Source organism: Rhodobacter capsulatus (assembly GCF_052363175.1).
GTDB lineage: Bacteria > Pseudomonadota > Alphaproteobacteria > Rhodobacterales > Rhodobacteraceae > Rhodobacter > Rhodobacter capsulatus_D.
Genome location: NZ_CP198946.1, coordinates 2,364,486 through 2,383,814 on the forward strand (window position 1 = coordinate 2,364,486; position 19,329 = coordinate 2,383,814).

The 19,329-nt window shown below is 66.3% G+C and carries 16 protein-coding genes and 1 pseudogene; 6 read left to right on the forward strand and 11 right to left on the reverse strand.

From position 1 onward, the window contains the following. Positions 1-209: 209 nt before the first annotated feature. The 6 genes from ACTTAI_RS12495 to ACTTAI_RS12520 form a co-directional block, all read right to left on the reverse strand. Entirely contained in the window at positions 210-995 is a 786-nt protein-coding gene (locus ACTTAI_RS12495; RefSeq protein WP_444451875.1) for a crotonase/enoyl-CoA hydratase family protein, read from the reverse strand. After that, on the reverse strand, positions 988-1,851 hold the full coding sequence (locus ACTTAI_RS12500) for a hydroxymethylglutaryl-CoA lyase (protein WP_444451876.1): 864 nt from the start codon (positions 1,849-1,851) through the stop codon (positions 988-990). Before ACTTAI_RS12500 ends, ACTTAI_RS12495 begins: the two co-directional genes overlap by 8 nt. After that, positions 1,844-2,491, reverse strand: a complete 648-nt coding sequence (locus tag ACTTAI_RS12505; RefSeq protein WP_444451877.1) for a glutathione S-transferase family protein — start codon at positions 2,489-2,491, stop codon at positions 1,844-1,846. Before ACTTAI_RS12505 ends, ACTTAI_RS12500 begins: the two co-directional genes overlap by 8 nt. Continuing rightward, positions 2,488-4,410 (reverse strand): acetyl/propionyl/methylcrotonyl-CoA carboxylase subunit alpha, encoded by a 1,923-nt coding sequence (locus tag ACTTAI_RS12510; protein WP_444451878.1) that lies wholly within the window; start codon positions 4,408-4,410, stop codon positions 2,488-2,490. Before ACTTAI_RS12510 ends, ACTTAI_RS12505 begins: the two co-directional genes overlap by 4 nt. 120 nt (positions 4,411-4,530) lie before the next feature. Then, positions 4,531-6,135: a carboxyl transferase domain-containing protein gene (locus ACTTAI_RS12515; protein ID WP_444451879.1), complete on the reverse strand. Its 1,605-nt coding sequence runs from the start codon at positions 6,133-6,135 to the stop codon at positions 4,531-4,533. After that, entirely contained in the window at positions 6,132-7,292 is a 1,161-nt protein-coding gene (locus tag ACTTAI_RS12520; RefSeq protein ID WP_444451880.1) for an acyl-CoA dehydrogenase family protein, read from the reverse strand. Before ACTTAI_RS12520 ends, ACTTAI_RS12515 begins: the two co-directional genes overlap by 4 nt. 210 nt (positions 7,293-7,502) lie before the next feature. On the opposite strand from ACTTAI_RS12520, the gene ACTTAI_RS12525 reads away from it, so the two are divergent. Next, the gene (locus ACTTAI_RS12525) at positions 7,503-7,757 is read left to right on the forward strand and encodes a hypothetical protein (RefSeq protein WP_444451881.1); all 255 of its coding nucleotides are present in this window, start codon (positions 7,503-7,505) and stop codon (positions 7,755-7,757) included. Between the two features lie 120 nt (positions 7,758-7,877). On the opposite strand, the gene ACTTAI_RS12530 is transcribed toward ACTTAI_RS12525, so the two are convergent. Then, positions 7,878-8,486 (reverse strand): response regulator, encoded by a 609-nt coding sequence (locus tag ACTTAI_RS12530; protein ID WP_444451882.1) that lies wholly within the window; start codon positions 8,484-8,486, stop codon positions 7,878-7,880. Positions 8,487-8,728: 242 nt separating this feature from the next. Between ACTTAI_RS12530 and ACTTAI_RS12535 the strand changes: the two genes are divergently transcribed. Then, the gene (locus ACTTAI_RS12535; protein ID WP_444451883.1) at positions 8,729-9,295 is read left to right on the forward strand and encodes a molybdopterin-dependent oxidoreductase; all 567 of its coding nucleotides are present in this window, start codon (positions 8,729-8,731) and stop codon (positions 9,293-9,295) included. Here the strand turns inward: ACTTAI_RS12535 and ACTTAI_RS12540 are convergent. Continuing rightward, positions 9,247-9,702 (reverse strand): hypothetical protein, encoded by a 456-nt coding sequence (locus ACTTAI_RS12540; protein ID WP_444451884.1) that lies wholly within the window; start codon positions 9,700-9,702, stop codon positions 9,247-9,249. The two genes, ACTTAI_RS12535 and ACTTAI_RS12540, sit on opposite strands and share 49 nt — an antisense overlap. Positions 9,703-9,730: 28 nt before the next feature. Here ACTTAI_RS12540 and ACTTAI_RS12545 point away from each other — a divergent pair, with 28 nt between their 5' ends. Continuing rightward, entirely contained in the window at positions 9,731-12,019 is a 2,289-nt protein-coding gene (locus tag ACTTAI_RS12545; protein WP_444451885.1) for an ATP-binding protein, read from the forward strand. Positions 12,020-12,117: 98 nt separating this feature from the next. Here ACTTAI_RS12545 and ACTTAI_RS12550 read toward each other — a convergent pair whose 3' ends face one another. From ACTTAI_RS12550 to ACTTAI_RS12560, 3 genes and pseudogenes are all read right to left on the reverse strand, one after another. Continuing rightward, complete coding sequence (locus ACTTAI_RS12550) at positions 12,118-13,314, reverse strand: DegT/DnrJ/EryC1/StrS family aminotransferase (RefSeq protein ID WP_444451886.1); 1,197 nt, start codon at positions 13,312-13,314, stop codon at positions 12,118-12,120. Then, positions 13,311-14,525: an MFS transporter gene (locus tag ACTTAI_RS12555; RefSeq protein ID WP_444451887.1), complete on the reverse strand. Its 1,215-nt coding sequence runs from the start codon at positions 14,523-14,525 to the stop codon at positions 13,311-13,313. Before ACTTAI_RS12555 ends, ACTTAI_RS12550 begins: the two co-directional genes overlap by 4 nt. Continuing rightward, positions 14,518-15,194: pseudogene (locus tag ACTTAI_RS12560) on the reverse strand (HAD-IA family hydrolase). The gene ACTTAI_RS12555 and the pseudogene ACTTAI_RS12560 overlap by 8 nt, the downstream one beginning before the upstream one ends. Before the next feature lie 114 nt (positions 15,195-15,308). Here ACTTAI_RS12560 and glmU point away from each other — a divergent pair. The 3 genes from glmU to ACTTAI_RS12575 are packed head-to-tail and all read left to right on the forward strand — an operon-like array spanning position 15,309 to position 19,306. Further along, entirely contained in the window at positions 15,309-16,655 is a 1,347-nt protein-coding gene (gene glmU, locus ACTTAI_RS12565; RefSeq protein WP_444451888.1) for a bifunctional UDP-N-acetylglucosamine diphosphorylase/glucosamine-1-phosphate N-acetyltransferase GlmU, read from the forward strand. Beyond that, positions 16,656-18,470 (forward strand): glutamine--fructose-6-phosphate transaminase (isomerizing), encoded by a 1,815-nt coding sequence (gene glmS / locus ACTTAI_RS12570; protein ID WP_444451889.1) that lies wholly within the window; start codon positions 16,656-16,658, stop codon positions 18,468-18,470. Further along, entirely contained in the window at positions 18,467-19,306 is an 840-nt protein-coding gene (locus ACTTAI_RS12575; RefSeq protein ID WP_444451890.1) for a DNA alkylation repair protein, read from the forward strand. The genes glmS and ACTTAI_RS12575 overlap by 4 nt, the downstream gene beginning before the upstream one ends. The last annotated feature ends 23 nt before the right edge of the window (positions 19,307-19,329 follow it).

Here is a 19,329-nt window from a genome sequence, read left to right on the forward strand (position 1 = left end):
GATGGAATAGCCCTCTCCCCCCCTCCGGTCAACATCGCGACGCCCGGATTCTGGGCTTGACGCGCATTTTGTATACCGATGCACACCGGATTTGAGACGTTTCGCCGCTGGGACAGGGCGTTGCCGCAATGCGGCAACTTGTCTCGCCCCATGACAGGGGCGAGAACCGGGGCGAATCGCCCAATGCGCGAAATAATATTGCGAATCTGTCAGTTCACAAGCCAGTGAGGCGAACGACGGTCAAAGAATGCCGCCAGACCCTCGCGCGCCTCGGCGCTTTCCCAGCGTGCGACAAGGGCGGCAATGGTGCGCTCTTGCGCGGCGGAGTCGAGCCCCGGCGTCAGCTCACGCACCAGCGCCTTCGCCTCGGCCACAGCGCCGGGCGCGCAGGCCAGATAAGGGGTCACTTCCGCCTCGATCGCGGCATCGAGATCGGCGGCCGGAACCACCCGCGCGAGCAGATTCAGCCCCACCGCCTCCTCGGCCGAAAAGAGCCGCGACGACATGAAGACGGCGCGGGCTTTCGCAGGGCTCATCCGGGCGATGACATAGGGGGAAATCGTGGCGGGGGTCAGGCCGAGCTTCGTTTCGGTCAGCCCGAACCGCGCCTCGGGCACGGCGAGCGCGACATCGCAGACCGAGATCATGCCGATGCCCCCGCCGAAGGCATTGCCCTGCACACGGCCGATGACGGGCTTCGGGCAATCGTTCACCGCAGCGAGCATCGCGGCCAAGGTGCGGGCACTCGCCGCCCGCGCCTCGGGCGTGGCGGTGATATTGGCCTGCATCCAGCGCAGATCGCCGCCCGCGCAGAAACTGGCCCCCTCGGCCGCCAGCACCACGACCCGCACCGCGGGATCGGCGCCCAACTGGCCGATGGCACGGGTGAGTTCGGCAATCATCTGCGCATCAAGCGCATTGTGCTTGGCCGCGCGCGAAAGCCACAGCGTCGCCACACCGCGGGCATCGGTCTCGATCCGGATCGTCTCAAACATCGCGTCCCCCCTTCATCGCCCGCGCCAAGGCCGCCGCCCGGGCCAGCGCCGCCGGGTCAAGCCCGGTCTCATAGCCCAGCGCCATCAGCCGCGCCGCGACCTTTTCCGTCGCCACATTCCCCGCCGCGCCCGGGGCATAGGGACAGCCGCCCAGCCCCCCCGCCGCAGCATCAAAGACCCGAAGGCCCAGCGCCAGACTTGCGTCGATATTGTCGAGCGCCCGGCCCGCGGTGTCGTGGAAATGCCCGGCCAGCCGCTCGGGCGGCATCTCGTTCAGCACCGCTTGCAGCATCGCCGTGATGGTCTCGGGCCGCCCCTGCCCGATCGTGTCGCCCAGGCTGACCTCGTAACAGCCGAGATCGCGCAGCGCGGCCACGACCTGCGCCACCTTGTCGGGCGCAATCGCGCCGTCGAAGGGGCAATCGGTGACCATCGAAACATAGCCCCGCACCGGCACCAGCGCCGCCTGCGCAGCCTCCGCCACGGGGGCGAAGCGCTCAAGGCTCTCGGCGATCGAACAGTTCAGATTGGCGCGTGAAAACCCCTCGGAAGCCGAGGCGAAAATCGCCACCTCATCGACGCCCGCAGCAAGCGCCGCCTCGACCCCGCGCAGATTGGGCGTCAGCGCCGCATAGCGCGTGCCCGGGCGCCGGGTGATGCCCGCGAGCACCGCAGCACCATCGGCCATCTGCGGCACCCATTTCGGGCTGACGAAGGAGGCCACCTCGATCCGGGTGAAACCCGCCTCCGAGAGCGCATCGACGAGCGCGATCTTGTCTGGCGTGGCGATGAAGCGGGCCTCGTTCTGCAAGCCGTCCCGCGGCGCCATCTCGACGATCTCGACGCGCTCAGCCATCGGGCAGCTCGTAAAACTCGCGGGTATAGATCGTGTCGCCGCCGCGCTCGACCGCGCGGATATGGGCGGGCCGCGCCTTGGCGCGCGTCACCCAATCGGCGATGGCGGGGAAGCTTTCGCGGGGAACGAAGCGGAACATCGCATCCATGTTGAAGCCGAACATGCAGTCTGCGGCCGAGAAGGCGCCCAGAATCCAGTCGCGTCCGGTCAGCCGTGCCTCCAGCGCGCGCATGGTGATTGCGAGCCGCTTCGTATCGAGCCGCATCAACGGCACCGAGCGCGCCGAATCCGGGCGCAGGAAGATGTGGTGAATGTTGAGCGATTGCAGGATGTTGCCCTGCGTTTCGGCAAAATGCACCCATTCGAGGAAGGCGCCCCGCTCGGGGTCGCCCGGCATCGGCGCCAACCGCCCGCGGGTCTCGGTCAGATATTGCGCGATGGCGCCCGATTCAAAGATCACCCGACCGTCGATTTCCAGCGCAGGCACCCGCCCGGCGGGCGAGAGCGCGCAAAACTCGGGGCTGCGCAAGCTGCCATCGGTCAGCGACCAGAGCCGGATTTCGGCCGGTTCGCCCAGTTCTTCCAAGAGCCACAGCACCCGATGCGAGCGCGAGCCCTGAATGTGATGCAGGATCGTCATGCCACTTCCTCCTCGGCCAGTCGGATCAGCGCCGCCCCGGCCTCCACCTGATCGCCCGCGCCCGCCAGCACCTCGGCCACAAGGCCCGCCCGCGCGGCGCATAGCGTGTGCTCCATCTTCATTGCTTCGAGCACGGCGAGCCGGTCGCCCGCGGCCACCTGCGCGCCGGGCGCGACGAAGACAGCTTTGACCAGACCCGGCATCGGCGCAAGCGTGAGGCCGGAGGCGGAAGCGCGGCTTTCGCGGGCCAGCGGATCGGGACGCTGGAAGCGATGCGCGCCGCGCAGGAAGACGGTGATCTCGTCCCCCGCGACATGGATCTTCGCCCCGGTCTTGGCGCCATCGACCCACCAGCCATCGGGGTGCAGCGCGCAGTCGTGCCCCTGCCCGTCGATCTCGACGCGCAGGCGGTTCGGCCCGATGACCTGCAAATGCGCGGGTGCCTCGAAGGACACGGGGCGGCGCAAGGGCGCCCAAAGGCTAAAGCCGGTGCCGCTGCCCTCGTGCAGCCCCGCCGCGGCGATCACGGCCAGCGCCCGGGCGGCGGGCGGTATTGGCAGCGGATGGGTGAGCGCCTGCAGATCGCGGGCGATCAGCCCGGTATCGACATCGCCCGCGACAAAGCCCGGATGGCGGGAGAGCCGCGCCAGAAACCCAAGGTTCGTCACCGTGCCCGCAACCTCGGTCGCCTCGAGCGCCCAGGCCAGCGCGGTCAGCGCGGCGGCGCGGGTCGGGCCGTGGCTGATCACCTTGGCGATCATCGGATCATACCAGGGGCTGATCACATCCCCGGGCCGGACCCCGGTTTCGACCCGGATGCCGGGCGGAAAGCGCAGATGCTTGAGCGTGCCCGTCGCGGGCAGGAACCCGGCCGGAACATCCTCGGCGTAAAGCCGCGCCTCAAACGCATGGCCGCGGATCTGCAGATCCTCCTGCCGCGCGGGCAAGGGCTCGCCCGAGGCGACGCGCAACTGCCATTCGACCAGATCGACGCCGGTGATCGCCTCGGTGACCGGGTGCTCGACCTGCAGGCGGGTGTTCATCTCCATGAACCAGAACCGATCCGGGCGCAGCCCGTCGGAGGCATCGGTGATGAATTCGACCGTGCCCGCACCACTATACCCGATCGCCTCGGCGGCACGGACGGCGGCCTGCCCCATCGCGGCACGCATCTCGTCGGTCATGCCGGGCGCCGGGGCTTCCTCGATCACCTTCTGATGGCGGCGTTGCAAGGAACAGTCGCGTTCGTAAAGATGCACGGCGCGGGTGCCGTCGCCAAAGACCTGCACCTCGATATGGCGGGGCTTTTCGACATATGTCTCGATCAAGACGGCGGGGTTGCCGAAGGCGGTCTGCGCCTCGCCTTGCGCCGAGGCGAGCGCGGCGGCGAAATCCTGCGGGTGATCGACGCGGCGCATACCCTTGCCGCCGCCGCCCGCCACCGCCTTGATGAGAACCGGATAGCCCAAAGCCTCGGCAGCGCCCGCAAGGTGGTCCGGGTCCTGATTGTCGCCGTGATAGCCCGGCACGATGGGCACGCCCGCCTGCGCCATCAGCGCCTTGGCGGCATCCTTCAGCCCCATCGCCCGGATCGCTGCGCCCGAGGGCCCGATGAAGACCAGCCCCGCCGCCTGCACCGCATCGACGAAATCGGGGTTTTCCGAAAGAAACCCGTAGCCCGGATGGATCGCCGCGGCCCCGGTTTTCAGTGCGGCCTCGATGATCGCCGCGCCGCGCAGGTAGCTGTCGGCCGGGCGAGGGCCGCCGATATGCACGGCCTCATCGGCCATCGCCACATGGCGCGCACCGGCATCGGCGTCGGAATAGACCGCGACCGTGGCGACACCCAGACGGCGGGCGGTGTCGATCACCCGGCAGGCGATCTCGCCGCGGTTGGCGATCAGGATCTTGGCGAACATGGCGGTCTCCTTGGTCTGCGGCAGGGGGCGCTGCCCCCCGGGCCCCCCGGGATATTTGTGGCAAGATAAAAGCCATCCCATTTATCTTGCAGTAAATATCCCCGCCGGAGGCATCGAAAGTTACATGCGGAAGAGGCCGAAGCGGGTGGGCTCGATCGGCGCGCAGAGGCTGGCGGAGAGCGAAAGCGCCAGCACCTCGCGGGTCTTGCGCGGATCGACGATGCCGTCATCCCAAAGCCGCGCCGAGGCATAGAGCGGTTGGCTCTGGCGCTCGAACATCTCGAGCGTCGGGCGTTTGAACTCGGCCTCTTCCTCGGGCGACCAGGTGGCGCCCTTGCGCTCGATCCCCTCGCGCTTGACCGTGGCGAGGACGCCCGCCGCCTGTTCCCCCCCCATCACCGAGATGCGGGAGTTGGGCCAGCTCCAGAGGAACCGGGGCGAATAGGCCCGGCCTGCCATCCCGTAATTCCCGGCGCCGAAGGAGCCGCCGACGAGCATCGTGATTTTCGGCACGTTCGTCGTGGCGACAGCCGTCACCATCTTCGCGCCGTGCCGGGCGATGCCCTCATTTTCATATTTGCGCCCGACCATGAAGCCGGTGACATTTTGCAGGAAAACCAGCGGGATGTTGCGCATCGAACAGAGCTCGACGAAATGCGCGGCCTTTTGCGCGGCCTCCGAGAAGATCACCCCGTTGTTGGCGATGATGCCCACGGGGCAGCCCTTCACATGGGCGAAGCCGGTGACGATCGTCTCGCCAAAGCGCGGCTTGAATTCGTCAAAGCGCGAGCCGTCGACGACGCGGGCGATCACCTCGCGGATGTCATAGGGCGTGCGCAGATCGGCCGGGACCACGCCGAGGATGTCTTCGGGGTCATAGGCCGGGTCTTCGGGCGCCTGCCATTGCACCGTCGCGGGTTTGGCGCGGTTCAGATGGCTCACGGCCCGACGGGCGAGCGCCAGGGCATGCGCATCATCCTCGGCCAGATAATCGGCCACACCGGACAGGCGCGTGTGCACATCGCCGCCGCCCAGATCCTCGGCGCTGACGACCTCGCCCGTGGCTGCCTTGACAAGAGGCGGACCGGCCAGAAAGATCGTGCCCTGATCCTTCACGATGATCGTCACATCCGACATCGCGGGCACATAGGCGCCGCCCGCAGTACACGACCCCATCACCACCGCGATCTGCGGAATGCCCTTGGCCGACATCCGCGCCTGATTGTAGAAGATACGGCCGAAATGGTCGCGGTCGGGGAAGACCTCGTCCTGATTGGGCAGGTTGGCGCCGCCTGAATCCACCAGATAGACGCAGGGCAGCGCGCAGTCCTCGGCGATCTCCTGCGCGCGCAGGTGCTTTTTCACCGTCATCGGATAATAGGTGCCGCCCTTCACGGTGGCGTCGTTCGCCACCACCATGACCTCCTGCCCGCTCACGCGACCGATGCCCGCGATCACCCCCGCACAGGGGGCAGCGTTGTGATACATCCCATGCGCGGCGGTGGCGCCGATTTCCAGAAACGGCGAACCGGGGTCGAGCAAAGCCGCCACCCGCTCGCGCGGGGCCATCTTGCCGCGCGCGGTGTGGCGTTTGGTGGCCTCGGGCCCGCCGCCCGCGGCCGCCTGGGCGGCAGCCGCGCGCATGGTATCCAAAAGCGCCAGATGCGCTTGCCGATTGGCGCGGAAGGTCTCGGAACTGGGCAGGGCGGCAGAGGTGAGCTTCATTTCGCCCCCAGCAATTCGCGGCCAATCAGCATGCGGCGGATTTCCGAGGTGCCCGCGCCGATCTCCATCAGCTTCGCATCGCGGAAAAGGCGTGAGACGGTCGAGTCATTCAGGAACCCAGCCCCGCCGAGCGCCTGCACCGCCTGATGCGCCTGCACCATCGCCTGTTCCGAGGCATAAAGCACCGTCGCCGCGGCATCCTGCCGGGTGACCTCGCCGCGGTCGCAGGCCTTCGCCACCTCGTAGGTATAGGCGCGGGCGGTGTTCGCGGCGACATACATGTCGGCGATCTTCGCCTGCATCAGCTGGAAATTCCCGATCGGCTGGCCGAATTGCTCGCGCGTCTGCGCATAGGGCACAACCTCGTCAAGGCAGGCCATCATGATCCCCGTGCCGATGCCCGAGAGCACCACCCGCTCGTAATCGAGCCCCGACATCAGCACCCGCACGCCCTTGCCCTCGGCGCCGAGCACGTTTTCCGCAGGCACCTCGCAAGCGTCGAAGAAAAGCTGCGCCGTGTTCGAGCCGCGCATGCCGAGCTTGTCGAAATGCGGCGAGGTCGAGAACCCCTTCATCCCCTTTTCGACGATGAAGGCGGTGATCCCCTTCGAACCCGCGCCCGGATCGGTTTTCGCATAAACCACCAGCGTATCGGCATCGCAGCCATTGGTGATCCAGTATTTGTGGCCGTTCAGCACATAAGCATCACCGCGCTTTTCCGCCCGCAGCTTCATGCCGACGACATCCGAGCCCGCGCCGGTCTCGCTCATCGCAAGGGCACCGATCTTCGCCCCCGAGACCAGATCGGGCAGGTATTTGCGCTTCTGCTCGGGCGAGCCGTTCAGCTTCAGCTGATTGACGCACAGGTTCGAATGCGCGCCATAAGAGAGCGAGATCGAGGCCGAGACCCGGGCGATCTCCTCGGTCGCCACCACATGCGCCAGATAGCCCATGCCGGAGCCGCCGTAGTCCTCGGGCACGGTGATGCCCAGAAGACCGAGCGCCCCCATCTCTGGCCAAAGCTCGTTCGGGAAGAGGTTGTCGCAATCGACCTTGGCCGCAATCGGCGCCAGCCGGTCGCGCGCCCAAGCCTGCACCATGTCGCGCAGCGCCGCGATATCTTCCCCCAGATCGAACCGCATCGAGCCCGCGAACATCTTCCCCTCCACTTATTGAACATTTGTTCATTTATTTCCGGACAGGGCGATTCCGTCAAGCGCAGGTGCCGCAACGTCACGTCACGGGACCAACTATACGAAAGGATAGTTTGCGCACTTTCGATAGCCGTCGATGGCCTTCCGCGCGCGGGCCAAGACCCGGGTGAATTGCTAAGGAATTTTTAAAGGATAACGACAGAGAGCAGCGTCATGGGCCCAATCGCTACCGCCAGTCAGCACGCGTGGATCTATGCCGTGCTGATCGAGATGAACGATTATTGCCGTAGCGAGGGGCTGGGCGAGGTGTCCGCCGCTCTCACCCGGGCGATCGAGCGAATGGAACCGGTGGTTTTTCCGCGCCCCGCCACCCCCGCACCACTGCGGCCGCGCCGCGCTGCGCCCTTTTCCAAACGGGCCGGGCACGGCCGATCGGCAGAGGTCGTGCCGTTTCCGGCGCGCAGGTGATCTGACAAGCCGGTCCGCATCTGACCAAATTGACGGATCGGCACGCCGCCGTCCCACTCGACCCGGCGGTGAAAGGCGGTGCTTCGGCACCGCCTTTACAATCCTTTGCAAGTTGGGCGCTCAGAACCAGCCGTTTTCGCGGGCGATCATCGCGGCATGGGTGCGGTTGCGCGCACCGATCTTGCGCGTCAGCGTGCGCACATGCAGCTTGACCGTGACCTCTTGCAGATCCATGTCGCGGGCGATTTCCTTGTTCGTCCGACCGGCACATATGCCGCGCAAGACCTCGGTTTCCCGGGCCGAAAGACCGCCTTGGCTGGGCGGGTCTTCCTGCTTGAGAAAATCGAAGGGCGCAAAGACCGAGCCCGAGGCCATCAGCGTCACCGCCCCGATGATCGAGCGCGCAGGCATCGCCTTCGGAATGAAGCCGATCGCCCCGGCCTCGAGCGCCTCGCGTGCCGTCGAGGGGCGGGCAACGCCCGAGATGATCGCCACCGGCTGCGCCGGAAAGGTCCGCCGCATCTCGATCAGGCCGTCGATCCCGTCCATGCCCGGCATGTCGTAATCGAGCAGCACCAGATCGAAGCCGCCCGCCGCCTGAACCGCGGTCAGCGCCTCGGGCAGGGTTCCGGCCACGGCAACCTCTTCGCACCCGCCCGCGCGCAACAGCGCCGCAATCGCATCGCGTACGAGATCGTGGTCATCGGCAATCAGAAGTCTCACCCTCACCTCCGGAAATCCCGCCCGCGGCCCGCTCGCAGGGGATGCAGAAAGGTAATCTTAAAGAAAGCGAGCTATTTCAAGACCGCGGCAGGACGTTTCGACGGGCATCGCCCTAAGCGACACCGGACCTACCGCTTCTGAGGATGAACCTATCCATTCGGATAGGGCAATATACTTAATTCAGCATAGCCTGACCGAAGGGCTATGCGACAATCCCGCGGTCATGCATGGTCCAACGGGGGAAAGACATGCGTAGCACTTCCAAGACGGCGCCCGCCGCCCTGATCCTGAGCCTCTCCCTGCTCGCCCTCGTGGGCGTGGGCGTTCACGCGCCGCGCGCCCTGGCCGAGTCTGCTCTCCCGGTTTCCGCCGCACCGCTTGAGACGCCCAAAGGGCCTGTGCTGCTGACCGTCACCGGCAAACTTGGTGTCACCGATGCCGGGGGCGCTGCGAATTTTGATGCCGCAATGCTGGCCGCGCTGCCGCGCACGAGCTTTGAGACAACGACGATCTGGACCCATGGGGTGCAAAGCTTCTCGGGTGTCGAGCTGCGCACCCTGCTGGACCGTCTCGGCATCACCGATGGCACGCTGAAGATCACCGCGATCAACGATTACTCCGTGCAGATCCCAGTCTCCGAAATCACGGCGGGCGGGGCACTGCTGGCAGACATGCGCGACGGAAAGCCCATGACAGTCCGCAACAAAGGCCCGCTCTGGCTGGTCTACCCCTATGATTCCGCGCCAGAATTCCGCAACGAAATTGCCTATTCCCGGTCCGTCTGGCAGATCGACCGGATCGAGGCGCTGCCGTAACCCGGGTCATCTGCCCCCAACCGCACATCGGTTTCATGTCCGACAGTTCCCATTCGTTGTCCGAACCGCGCCAGCGCCTGCACCCGTTCCTGATCGCGGGGATGGTGGCGCTGTTCCTTGGCGCGGTGGGCGCGCTTTATCGCTACGGCGTGATGGTGCAGTCGGAAATCGACACCTTGGCGATTGCCAATTCCGACAGTCTGCAATGGACGCTCGCCCAGCTTGAAGTCGAGTATTTCCACATGGACGGGGCGCTTCTGCGCGCCCGACCCGAAGCGCCCGAGACAATCGCGGAATTCAGCCGCAGCTTCGACATCTTCTACAGCCGGGTGCACACGATCCTCGAAGGTCGCGGCTTCACGGCCATTGTCACCCCCCGAGGTCGCGGGCACAGAGCTGCGCCGCATCGACAGTTTCCTGCACGAGACCGCGTCTGTGGTCGATGCCGGCCCCGCCGTGCTTGGCCCCGCGCTGCCCGAGCTGCGCCAGAGCGCCGAGGCGATCGAGGGCGATGTCCGCACTGTCTCGCTCGAAGGCGTGTGGAAATTCGCCGAAGAGGCGAAGCAACAACGCGAGCAGGTGTTTTCCTCGCTGATGCTGCTTGCCTCGTTGACGACGGCGCTGCTGGCCGCAATCACCGCGGGTCTTGTGATCACCTGGTCGCTCTGGCGCTTCGGCATGCGGCAGACCGGCTCGCTCTCGGCCGCCAAGGCCCGGCTCGAGGCGGTGATCGGCACATCCTTCGACGCGGTGATCGTCGTCGATCAGGACGGCAAGGTGCTGGAATTCAACGGCGCCGCCGAGCGGGTCTTCGGTTACAGCCGTGACGAGGCGATGGGCCAGCATCTGAATGACCTGATCGTGCCCGACAACATGAAATCCGCGAAAGTGGCGGGGTTCAAACGCTACCGCACCGGCGGCGTGCCGCGGATCGCGGGGCATGGGCTGATCGGCCTGCAGGCACGGCGCAAGGATGGCTCGGTCTTCCCGGCCGAGATTTCGGTCACCGCCACCCGCATCGGCCGGAAAGAGATTTTCGTCGGCTACATGCGCGACATCACCGACCGCGTCGCCGCCGAAAAAGAGCTGATCGACGCGCGCGACGCCGCGATGGCGGGCGAACAGGCGCAGGCCGAATTCGTCGCTGTGATGAGCCACGAGATGCGCACGCCGCTGAACGGGCTGCTTGGCACGCTCGATCTGCTGCGCGAAACCCCGCTCGACGCAAGCCAGACCGCCTTTGTCGCCTCGATGCAGAAGGCGGGCGAAATCCTGCTGACGCATGTCAACAACACGCTCGATGTCGAGCGGCTCGATGCGGGCAAGCTGTCGCTGACGCGCGAGCCCTTTGCCCCGATGTCAGTGCTGGACGAAATCGTGCAGATGCAGGCCGCAGGCGCAGCTGCGCGCGGCAACGCATTGACAGCGCGAGCCGAGGGCAGGCTGCCCGACTTCGTCGAAGGCGATGCGATGCGGATCCGGCAGGTGCTGCTGAACCTTGTCGGCAATGCGATCAAGTTCACCCGCGACGGCTCGATCACACTTGAGGCGGAATATCACCGCGAGCAAGGCCTGCTCGAATATCGCGTCATCGACACCGGGATCGGCATTCCCGCGGGCGAGACCGAGCGGATTTTCGACGATTTCGTCACGCTTGACCCCGAACTCTCGCGCGAAGCGACGGGATCGGGTCTCGGTCTTTCGATCGCGCGTCGGCTGATGCGGGCGATGCGCGGCCAGATCGGGGTCGAAAGTGACGTCGGTAAGGGCTCTGCCTTCTGGATCAGCCTGCCCGCGCCGGTGGTGTTGTGCATGTCGCCCCCCGCGCCCGCCGCTCCGGCGCATGCCGCCCAGACGAACACTGCCGCCGCCCGAACGGCCGCCCCGACGGAACTGTGCTGCGATGATGGCGGCACGCCAAGCCGCCTGCCCGTCTCGGTCGACGTTCTGGTGGTCGAGGACAATGACATCAACCGGGTCGTGATGTGCGAAATGCTGCGCCGCGCCGGGCATCGTTTCGAGGAAGCCCGCGATGGCATCGAGGCCATCGAAAAGGCCGCCGAGCGGCGCTTTGACGTGGTGCTGATCGACTTGAACATGCCGCGGATGAACGGTGTCGACGCGACCGAGGCGATCCGCTCGGGCACCGGCCCGAACCATGAGACACCCTTCATCGCGGTCACCGCGAACGTGCTGCCGGAAGCCCGTGCACGGCTGGAGGCGGCAGGGGTCTGCCGGGTAATCTCGAAACCGATCACGCGCAAGCTGCTGGATCAGGTTCTGGCGGAGGTCCTTTGCCCGCGCTTGCGCGACCGCGCGCTCAGCCACATGCCGGACAGAACCGCCGCAGCCGAAACGGAACACCCGGTGCTGGACGCCGACACGCGCGACGAACTGGCTTTGTCGCTCGGGGCGGAGATGATGGCCCAGACAACACAGCGCTTCCTGTCCGAAGGCGAGACAATGCTGGCTGCGCTGACGGCTGCGGCAGCGCAGGAAACGCCCACCGAAACCGCGGCACTGGCACATAAATTTGCGGGTTCTGCAGCGTTGCTCGGGGCCGAACGGCTCTACCACCGGCTCAAGTCGGTCGAGCTTGCCCTGCGCAGCGCCCAACCGGGTAACGCACCCGAAGCGGCCACGCTGGCGGCGCTCGACTCGCTCGGCCCGATCTGGGCAGAGACCCGCGCCAGACTGTCCGAGACCCGCGCGACGACGCCCTGATCTCACCGCCCATCACTCCTGATCGGTTCAGCGGCATCCACAACATGGTCGCCCGCGGCTTTGGGTGAGCCCTTCGATTTTCAGGACGGCGGCGGGGCTCAGGGCTGAACGCGGCGCACTTCGGCATCGATGATCCGGGCAATCCGCGCCGCATCGACCTCGGAAAAAGTCAGCGGCAGACGCAGATCAAGCAGACCCGCCAGCACCGCATCCGTGCGCGGCAAGGCCTGCGCAGCGACGTAACGCCAGCTTTGATGCCGCGAGGTGAAGGCCACGGGCTCGGCAGCCCCAAACCATTTCAGCTCCACCCCCCGCGCGGCACAGGAGGCGACAAGGGACAGGATCCGATCCCCGGCCCAACCGGGCAGGAGAAACTGGAACGACGAGCCGACGAAGGCTTCGGCCTGGGGTCTGTCGATCACCCGCAGCCCCGGCGTCGCGACAAGCCCCGCCTCCAGCGCCCGATACAGCCCGTTCCAGCGGCGAATCCGGTCGGGCAACGTCGGGATCTGCGGCCGCAGGATCGCTGCGCGCAGGTTGTCCATCCGCCCCGACACATTCGGCGTATCGTATTTCAGGCCCTCGAAGACCTCAGGCGCGGGCGCCGCGGCATGGCGGGAATACAGCATGTAAGAGCCTGAAAGCAGGATCATTTTCGCCATCAAGACCGGATCATCCGAAATGATCAGCCCGCCCTCGCCCGAATTCATGTGCTTGTAGGTCTGCGTCGAATAGCAGCCCACCGCCCCATGCCGCCCCGAGGCCACGCTGCGCCAGCTGGCCCCCATCGTATGAGCGCAATCCTCGATCACCAGAAGCCCGGCGGCCGTGGCGATCTCCATCAGCCGGTCCATGTCGCAGATATGGCCGCGCATATGCGACAAGAGCAACACCCGCGCACCTGCGGTTTTCGCTTTCGTCTCAAGGTCTTCAAGGTCGATCACCAGATCTTCGGTGACCTCGACGAAGACCGGCTCGGCGCCAAGTGCGGCAATCGCCCCGGGCACCGGCGCCAGCGTGAAGGCATTCGTCAGCACCCGATCCCCCGGCCCGACCCCGGCCGCGCGCAGCGCGCAGCCCATCGCATAGCCGCCCGAGGCGACGGCGAGGCAATATTTCGCCCCGGAGAAGGCGGCAAATTCGACCTCGAGCGCGGCGGTTTCGCCGATCTCGCCCGCAGCCACGTTGTATCGGTGCAGCCGCCCCGAGCGCAGCACCGCGACGGCGGCCGCAATCGCCGCCTCGTCGATCGGTTCCTGCTGGGTGAAATTGCCGGTAAAGACCTCGTCCGTCATGTCTCTGTCCTGCGCATCAGCATCGCGAAGGGCACCGCCAGAAGCACCGCCGCGACGAAATAGGCGGCGTCGGGGCTTTGCACCGGGGCCGCATCCGAAAGGAAATACCCGAAGACCTGCGCAAAGAACAGCGCCCCCGCCAGCATCATCAGATTGGTCACCGCGCCAAGCCCGCCCTGCAACGCGCCCTGTTCGGTCTCGGGCACGCGCGCCGACATCATCGCGGTCAGCGCCGGTTGCGCGAAGCCCTCGGGGCCGTGGAAGATCAACAGCACCACGACGCCGACGATGCCGGGCACCAGCCCGTAGCCCGCCGCCGCCAGACAGGCGATGGCGAGGCCCAGAAGCGCCGCCCGCCGCTCGCCAAGCCGCTTGACCACCGGGCCGGTCAGAAGCCCCTGAAACAGCGCCCAGACGATGCCGAAAGCGGCCAGCGAGACTCCGATCGTGAGTTCGGACCAGCCGAATTTCGCGATCCCCCAATAGGACCAGACCGCCGGATAGACCGCCGAGGCAAAGAAATAGAGCGCGTAGATCGCCACCAGCGGCAGCACCCCCTTGTGGCGGCGAAAGACCGTCAGGATGCCGAACGGATTCGCCTCGCGCCAGATCACGGCACGGCGGTTCTCGGGCGCAAGCGTTTCCGGCAAGGCCCTGAGCCCCCAAAGCAAATTGAGCGCCGCCAGCCCGGCGGCGGCCCAGAACGGCACCCGCGGACCAAAGGCGCCCAGAAGCCCCCCCAAGGCCGGGCCGAGCACGAAGCCAAGCCCCAGCGCCGCACCGAGCCAGCCAAAAGCCCGGGCGCGGTCCTCGGGCGCGGTGAAATCGGCGACATAGGCATTCGCGATGCCCTGTGTCGCCCCGCAGATCCCCGCCACGATCCGCGCGAGGAAAAGCCACAAAAGCGAGGGCGCCAAGGCACACAAGACATAATCGATGCACAGCCCGGCCAGCGACAAAAGCAGAAGCGGCCGCCGTCCGAAGCGGTCGGAGAGCGCGCCCAGAAGCGGCGCCGTCAGAAAAAGCGCCAGCGAATAGACCGCATAAAGCCAGCCCCCCACCTGCGCCGCATCCTGCAGCTGCAGCCCGCCCACCTCTTCGATCAGCTTCGGCAAGACCGGCAGGATCAACCCGAGCCCGGCCATGTCGAAGAAGACGACAATCAGGATGAAGATCGTCGCGCGGCGCGGGTGCAGAACGGTCTCAGCCATGGCGCGGCAGGAATTGCGCCACGCGCAGGCTCAGATCGGCGAAGCTGTCGAGCATCGCCTCGGGGGCAAGGCGTTCGATCGCGCGGCCCTCGGGACCGAAGGCGACCAGAAGGCAGGGCACGCCGACGGCACGGGCAGTCTCGCGGTCGGTCGCGGTGTCGCCGACCAGCAGCGATCGCACCACCGTGCCGCCCGCGCGCGTCACCGCCGCATGGTAAGGCGCGGGATCGGGCTTGCGGGTGGGCAGCGTGTCGGCCCCGACGAGCGCATCGAAAAAGGGACGCGATCCCCAGCGCATCCAGCAGTTGCACCGCCAGCGCCTCGGGTTTGTTGGTGCAGATCGCGGTGCGATAGCCGGCCGCGCGCAGCGCCGCCACCGCCCCCCGCCGCACCGGGATAAAGCCTTGTATGCACGCAGATATTCTCGCCGTAATGCAGAAGCAGGCGGAAGTAATCCTCGGCGACGATCGGCGCGGCATCGGGCGTGCCAAGCCGCGCATGACCCAGCGCCAGCATCGCCTTGCCGCCATGAAAGGCTGTCAGCGCATCCGCCACCGGATCAAGCACTTCGCCCAAGCCCCGCGAAACGAAACAGGCATTCGCCGCCGCGATCAGATCGGCCGAGGTATCGGCCAGCGTGCCGTCCAGATCGAAAACCACCGTGCCCATTGTTGCGCCCCCGAAAGATACTGTTTCGCCCGCGAAAGATTGCGTGATCCCCGCCCCCTTGCAGCGAGATATGGTATCGGTAAAACAGGCGAGAGCAGAAGGAAAGGCGTCCTCATGGCCATTGCCCTTATTGTCCTGGCCGCAGGCCAAGGCACCCGCATGAATTCCGACCTGCCGAAGGTGCTGCATCGACTGGGCGGCGCGCCGCTTGTGGCGCATGCGCTGGCGGCGGGGCAAAGGCTTGATCCCGAACGGGTGGTGGTCGTTGTCGGCCATGGCGCCGATCTGGTGGAAAAGGCCGTGCGCAAGATCGAGCCCGAAGCAGAGATCGCCCTGCAAGAACAGCAGCTTGGCACCGGTCATGCGGTGGCGCAGGCGCTGTTGCAGATCCCGATGTTCGAAGGCAAGATCGTCGTTCTTTACGGCGACACCCCCTTCATCTCGCCCGAGACGCTGGAACGGCTGGTCGACAGCACTGCCGACGTCGTCGTGCTGGGCTTCGAGGCGGCCGATCCGGGTCGCTACGGGCGGCTGATCAGCAACGGCGACCGGCTGGACCGGATCGTCGAATTCAAGGACGCATCCGAAGAAGAACGCGCGATAACCCTTTGCAATTCCGGGGTGATCTGCTGCGATGCAACGCTTCTGGCAATGCTCGTGCGCGAACTGAAGAACGACAATGCGGCGGGGGAATATTACCTGACCGACATCGTCGCCGGGGCCCGTGCCAAGGGCTACGTGGCCGAGGTGGTGCGCTGCGCCGAGGCCGAGACGCTGGGGATCAATACCCGCGCGGAACTCGCCGCCGCCGAGGCCGCCTTTCAGGCCCGCGCCCGCGCCGAGGCGCTGGAAAATGGCGTGACAATGGTGGACCCGTCGACGGTCTATTTCGCGCTCAACACCTGCATCGGCCGCGATGTCGTGCTGGGTCCGAATGTCGTCTTCGGCCCCGGCGTGACGATCGAAAGCGGCGCGACGATCGAGGCCTTCTGTCATCTCGAAGACTGCCACATCTCGCGCGGGGCCACGGTCGGCCCGTTTGCGCGGCTGCGCGGCGGGGCGGAGCTGGCAGAAGACGTGCATATCGGCAACTTCGTCGAGGTGAAGAATTCGATCCTGGGCGAGGGCGTCAAGGCCGGGCATCTGACCTATCTGGGCGATGCCGACGTGGGCGAATTCACCAACATTGGCGCGGGCACCGTGACCTGCAATTATGACGGCGTGTTCAAGCACCGCACGACGATCGGCGCGAATGCCTTCATCGGATCTGATACAATGCTGGTGGCGCCGGTCACGGTGGGCGATGGCGCGCTGACGGGCTCGGGCTCGACGATCACCGAGGATGTGCCGCCGGGCGCCGTCGCGCTGGGGCGGGCCAAGCAGGTGAACAAGCCGGGGCTGGCGACGAAACTCTTCGAGATGCTGCGCTCCAAAAAGGCCGCGCAGAAGAAAGGCGCGTAAATGTGTGGAATCATTGGCGTTCTTGGCTTTCACGAAGTGGCGCCACTGCTTGTGGAAAGCCTGAAACGGCTGGAATACCGGGGCTATGACAGCGCCGGCATCGCCACGGTGAACGACGGTCGGCTCGATCGTCGTCGGGCTGTCGGCAAGCTGGTGAACCTGTCGGATCTGCTCGTGCATGAGCCGCTCGCGGGCAAGGCGGGCATCGGTCACACCCGCTGGGCGACGCATGGGGCGGCCACGACGGGCAATGCCCATCCGCATCGCTCGGGTCCGGTGGCGGTGGTGCATAACGGCATCATCGAGAATTTCCGCGAGCTGCGCGCCGAACTGGCCGAGGCCGGGATCTTGCCCGAGACCCAGACCGACACCGAGACCGTCGCGCTGCTGACGCGGATGTTCATCGACCGCGGCCTGACGCCCCGCGAGGCTGCGGTGGCGACGCTGAAAAAGCTCGAAGGTGCCTTTGCGCTGCTGTGGCTGTTCGAAGGCGAGAACGATCTGATGATCGCCGCCCGCAAAGGCTCGCCGCTTGCCATCGGGCATGGGGATGGCGAGATGTTCGTCGGTTCGGATGCGATCGCGCTTTCGCCGCTCACCGACCGCATCACCTATCTGGCCGAGGGCGATTACGCCTTCGTCACCCGCGCCGGGGCCGAGATCTTCGACGCCGAGGGGCGGCGGGCGAACCGCGAGGAAACCCGGATCGACCTGTCTTCGACCCGCGTCGAAAAGGCGGGCTACAAGCATTTCATGGCCAAGGAAATCGCCGAACAGCCGGTGGTTCTGGGCGATGCGCTGCGCCATTATCTCACGCCCGAGGGCGTCAACCTGCCCGCCGAACTCGACTTTTCGGGGCTGGAGCGGCTGACGCTTGTTGCTTGCGGCACCGCTTTTTACGCCTGTTCGGTGGCGAAATACTGGTTCGAGCAACTGGCGGGCCTGCCCTGCGAAATCGACGTCGCCTCGGAATTCCGCTACCGCGAGCCGCCGCTGCCGCAAAACAGCTATGCGATTTTCGTCAGCCAATCGGGCGAGACGGCCGACACCCTCGCCGCTTTGCGTTACTGCACGGAAAAGGTTCGAAAAACCGTCGCCGTGGTGAACGTGCCCACCTCCTCGATCGCGCGCGAGGCCGATCTGGCGCTGCCGATCCTCGCCGGGGTGGAAGTCGGCGTTGCCTCGACCAAGGCCTTCACCTGTCAGCTTCTGGCGCTGGCGGTGATGGCGCTGAAGGCGGGGATCGACCGCGGCCATCTGAGCCCCGATCAGCTGCAGGGCCATCTGGACACGCTGCGCGCACTGCCGGGGCTGATGAATGCGGCGCTCTCCACTTCGGACGACATCGCAAAGCTGGCGGGGCAGCTGGCCGAGGCGCAGGACATCCTGTTCCTGGGCCGCGGCCCGATGTATCCGCTGGCGCTGGAAGGGGCACTGAAACTCAAGGAAATCAGCTATATCCATGCCGAGGGCTATGCCTCAGGCGAACTCAAGCACGGGCCCATTGCACTCATCGACCGGATGGTTCCGGTGATCGTTCTCGCCCCGCATGACCGGCTTTTCGACAAGACGGTGTCGAACATGCAGGAGGTGATGGCCCGGCATGGCAAGGTGCTTCTGATCACCGACGGCAACGGCATCGCCACCGCGGCCGAGGGCACCTGGGCCAGCCTGCGCCTGCCCGAAGTGGCCGAGCCCTTCGCGCCGATCCTTTACGCCCTGCCCGCGCAACTGCTCGCCTATCACACCGCGATCGCCAAGGGGACGGATGTCGACCAGCCGCGCAACCTCGCAAAATCCGTGACGGTGGAGTGATGGCACGAAAGCGCGGCAGCAAGGTGATCGTCGCCGAAGACCGGCCGCTCACTGAAGAAGAAGTGGCTTTGGCCGCAGAGGCCGCCGCCTATGCCGCCTCGGATGCGGCCTATACGCAATATGAGGAAGAGGCCGAGGGCGACGACCTCGGCCCGCCCCCCACTCTGGCCGAGGCGATCACCGCACTCGAAGCCTGTGGCGACGCGGAAAAGGCTGCGGGCGCCGCCGCTTACCACAAGGTAGAACGGCGCTACCTGGGCGTGACCGTGCCGCTGATCGAGGATATGGCGCGGCTCTGGCGGGCGCAGGCGACGCTTGAGGAACGCATCGCGCTGGCCGACGGGCTCTGGCAGAGCGACATTCACGAAGCGAAGGTTGCGGCGGCGAAACTGCTGACGCAGGCGCGCATCCGGCCCGATGACGCGGTCTGGCGCACGATTGCAGGGTGGGTGCCCGGCTTCGATGCCTGGGCGATTGCCGATCATGCCTGCAACGCGGGCGGACGGCGGCTTGCGGGCGCGCCCGAACGGCTCGACGAGATCGAGACCTGGCTTGACGCCGAAAACATGTGGACCCGCCGCGCGACGCTCGTCATGACGTTGCCCTTCACGAAATCGAACCACCCCGATGCCGCCGAACAGGCCGCCCGCGCCCGCATTCTGGGCTGGTGCGTCCGTCTTGCGCCCGACCGCGACTGGTTCATTCAGAAGGCGATCGCGTGGTGGCTGCGCGAACTTTCGAAACACGACGCGCAGGCCGTCGCGGATTGGTTGGCCTCGCACGGCGCGACTCTCAAGACCTTCGCCCGCAAGGAAGCGTCGAAATACCTGACCTAGCCTCGGCTTTTTCTTGGCCCAAA

Excerpts from the sequence above, each read along its gene's own strand:
- ACTTAI_RS12495 (WP_444451875.1), bottom strand. The coding sequence starts at position 995 with ATGTTTGAGACGATCCGGATCGAGACCGATGCCCGCGGTGTGGCGACG.
- ACTTAI_RS12500 (WP_444451876.1), bottom strand. The coding sequence starts at position 1,851 with ATGGCTGAGCGCGTCGAGATCGTCGAGATGGCGCCGCGGGACGGCTTG.
- ACTTAI_RS12505 (WP_444451877.1), bottom strand. The coding sequence starts at position 2,491 with ATGACGATCCTGCATCACATTCAGGGCTCGCGCTCGCATCGGGTGCTG.
- ACTTAI_RS12510 (WP_444451878.1), bottom strand. The coding sequence starts at position 4,410 with ATGTTCGCCAAGATCCTGATCGCCAACCGCGGCGAGATCGCCTGCCGG.
- ACTTAI_RS12515 (WP_444451879.1), bottom strand. The coding sequence starts at position 6,135 with ATGAAGCTCACCTCTGCCGCCCTGCCCAGTTCCGAGACCTTCCGCGCC.
- ACTTAI_RS12520 (WP_444451880.1), bottom strand. The coding sequence starts at position 7,292 with ATGTTCGCGGGCTCGATGCGGTTCGATCTGGGGGAAGATATCGCGGCG.
- ACTTAI_RS12525 (WP_444451881.1), top strand. The coding sequence starts at position 7,503 with ATGGGCCCAATCGCTACCGCCAGTCAGCACGCGTGGATCTATGCCGTG.
- ACTTAI_RS12535 (WP_444451883.1), top strand. The coding sequence starts at position 8,729 with ATGCGTAGCACTTCCAAGACGGCGCCCGCCGCCCTGATCCTGAGCCTC.
- ACTTAI_RS12540 (WP_444451884.1), bottom strand. The coding sequence starts at position 9,702 with ATGCGGCGCAGCTCTGTGCCCGCGACCTCGGGGGGTGACAATGGCCGT.
- ACTTAI_RS12550 (WP_444451886.1), bottom strand. The coding sequence starts at position 13,314 with ATGACGGACGAGGTCTTTACCGGCAATTTCACCCAGCAGGAACCGATC.
- ACTTAI_RS12555 (WP_444451887.1), bottom strand. The coding sequence starts at position 14,525 with ATGGCTGAGACCGTTCTGCACCCGCGCCGCGCGACGATCTTCATCCTG.
- glmU (WP_444451888.1), top strand. The coding sequence starts at position 15,309 with ATGGCCATTGCCCTTATTGTCCTGGCCGCAGGCCAAGGCACCCGCATG.
- glmS (WP_444451889.1), top strand. The coding sequence starts at position 16,656 with ATGTGTGGAATCATTGGCGTTCTTGGCTTTCACGAAGTGGCGCCACTG.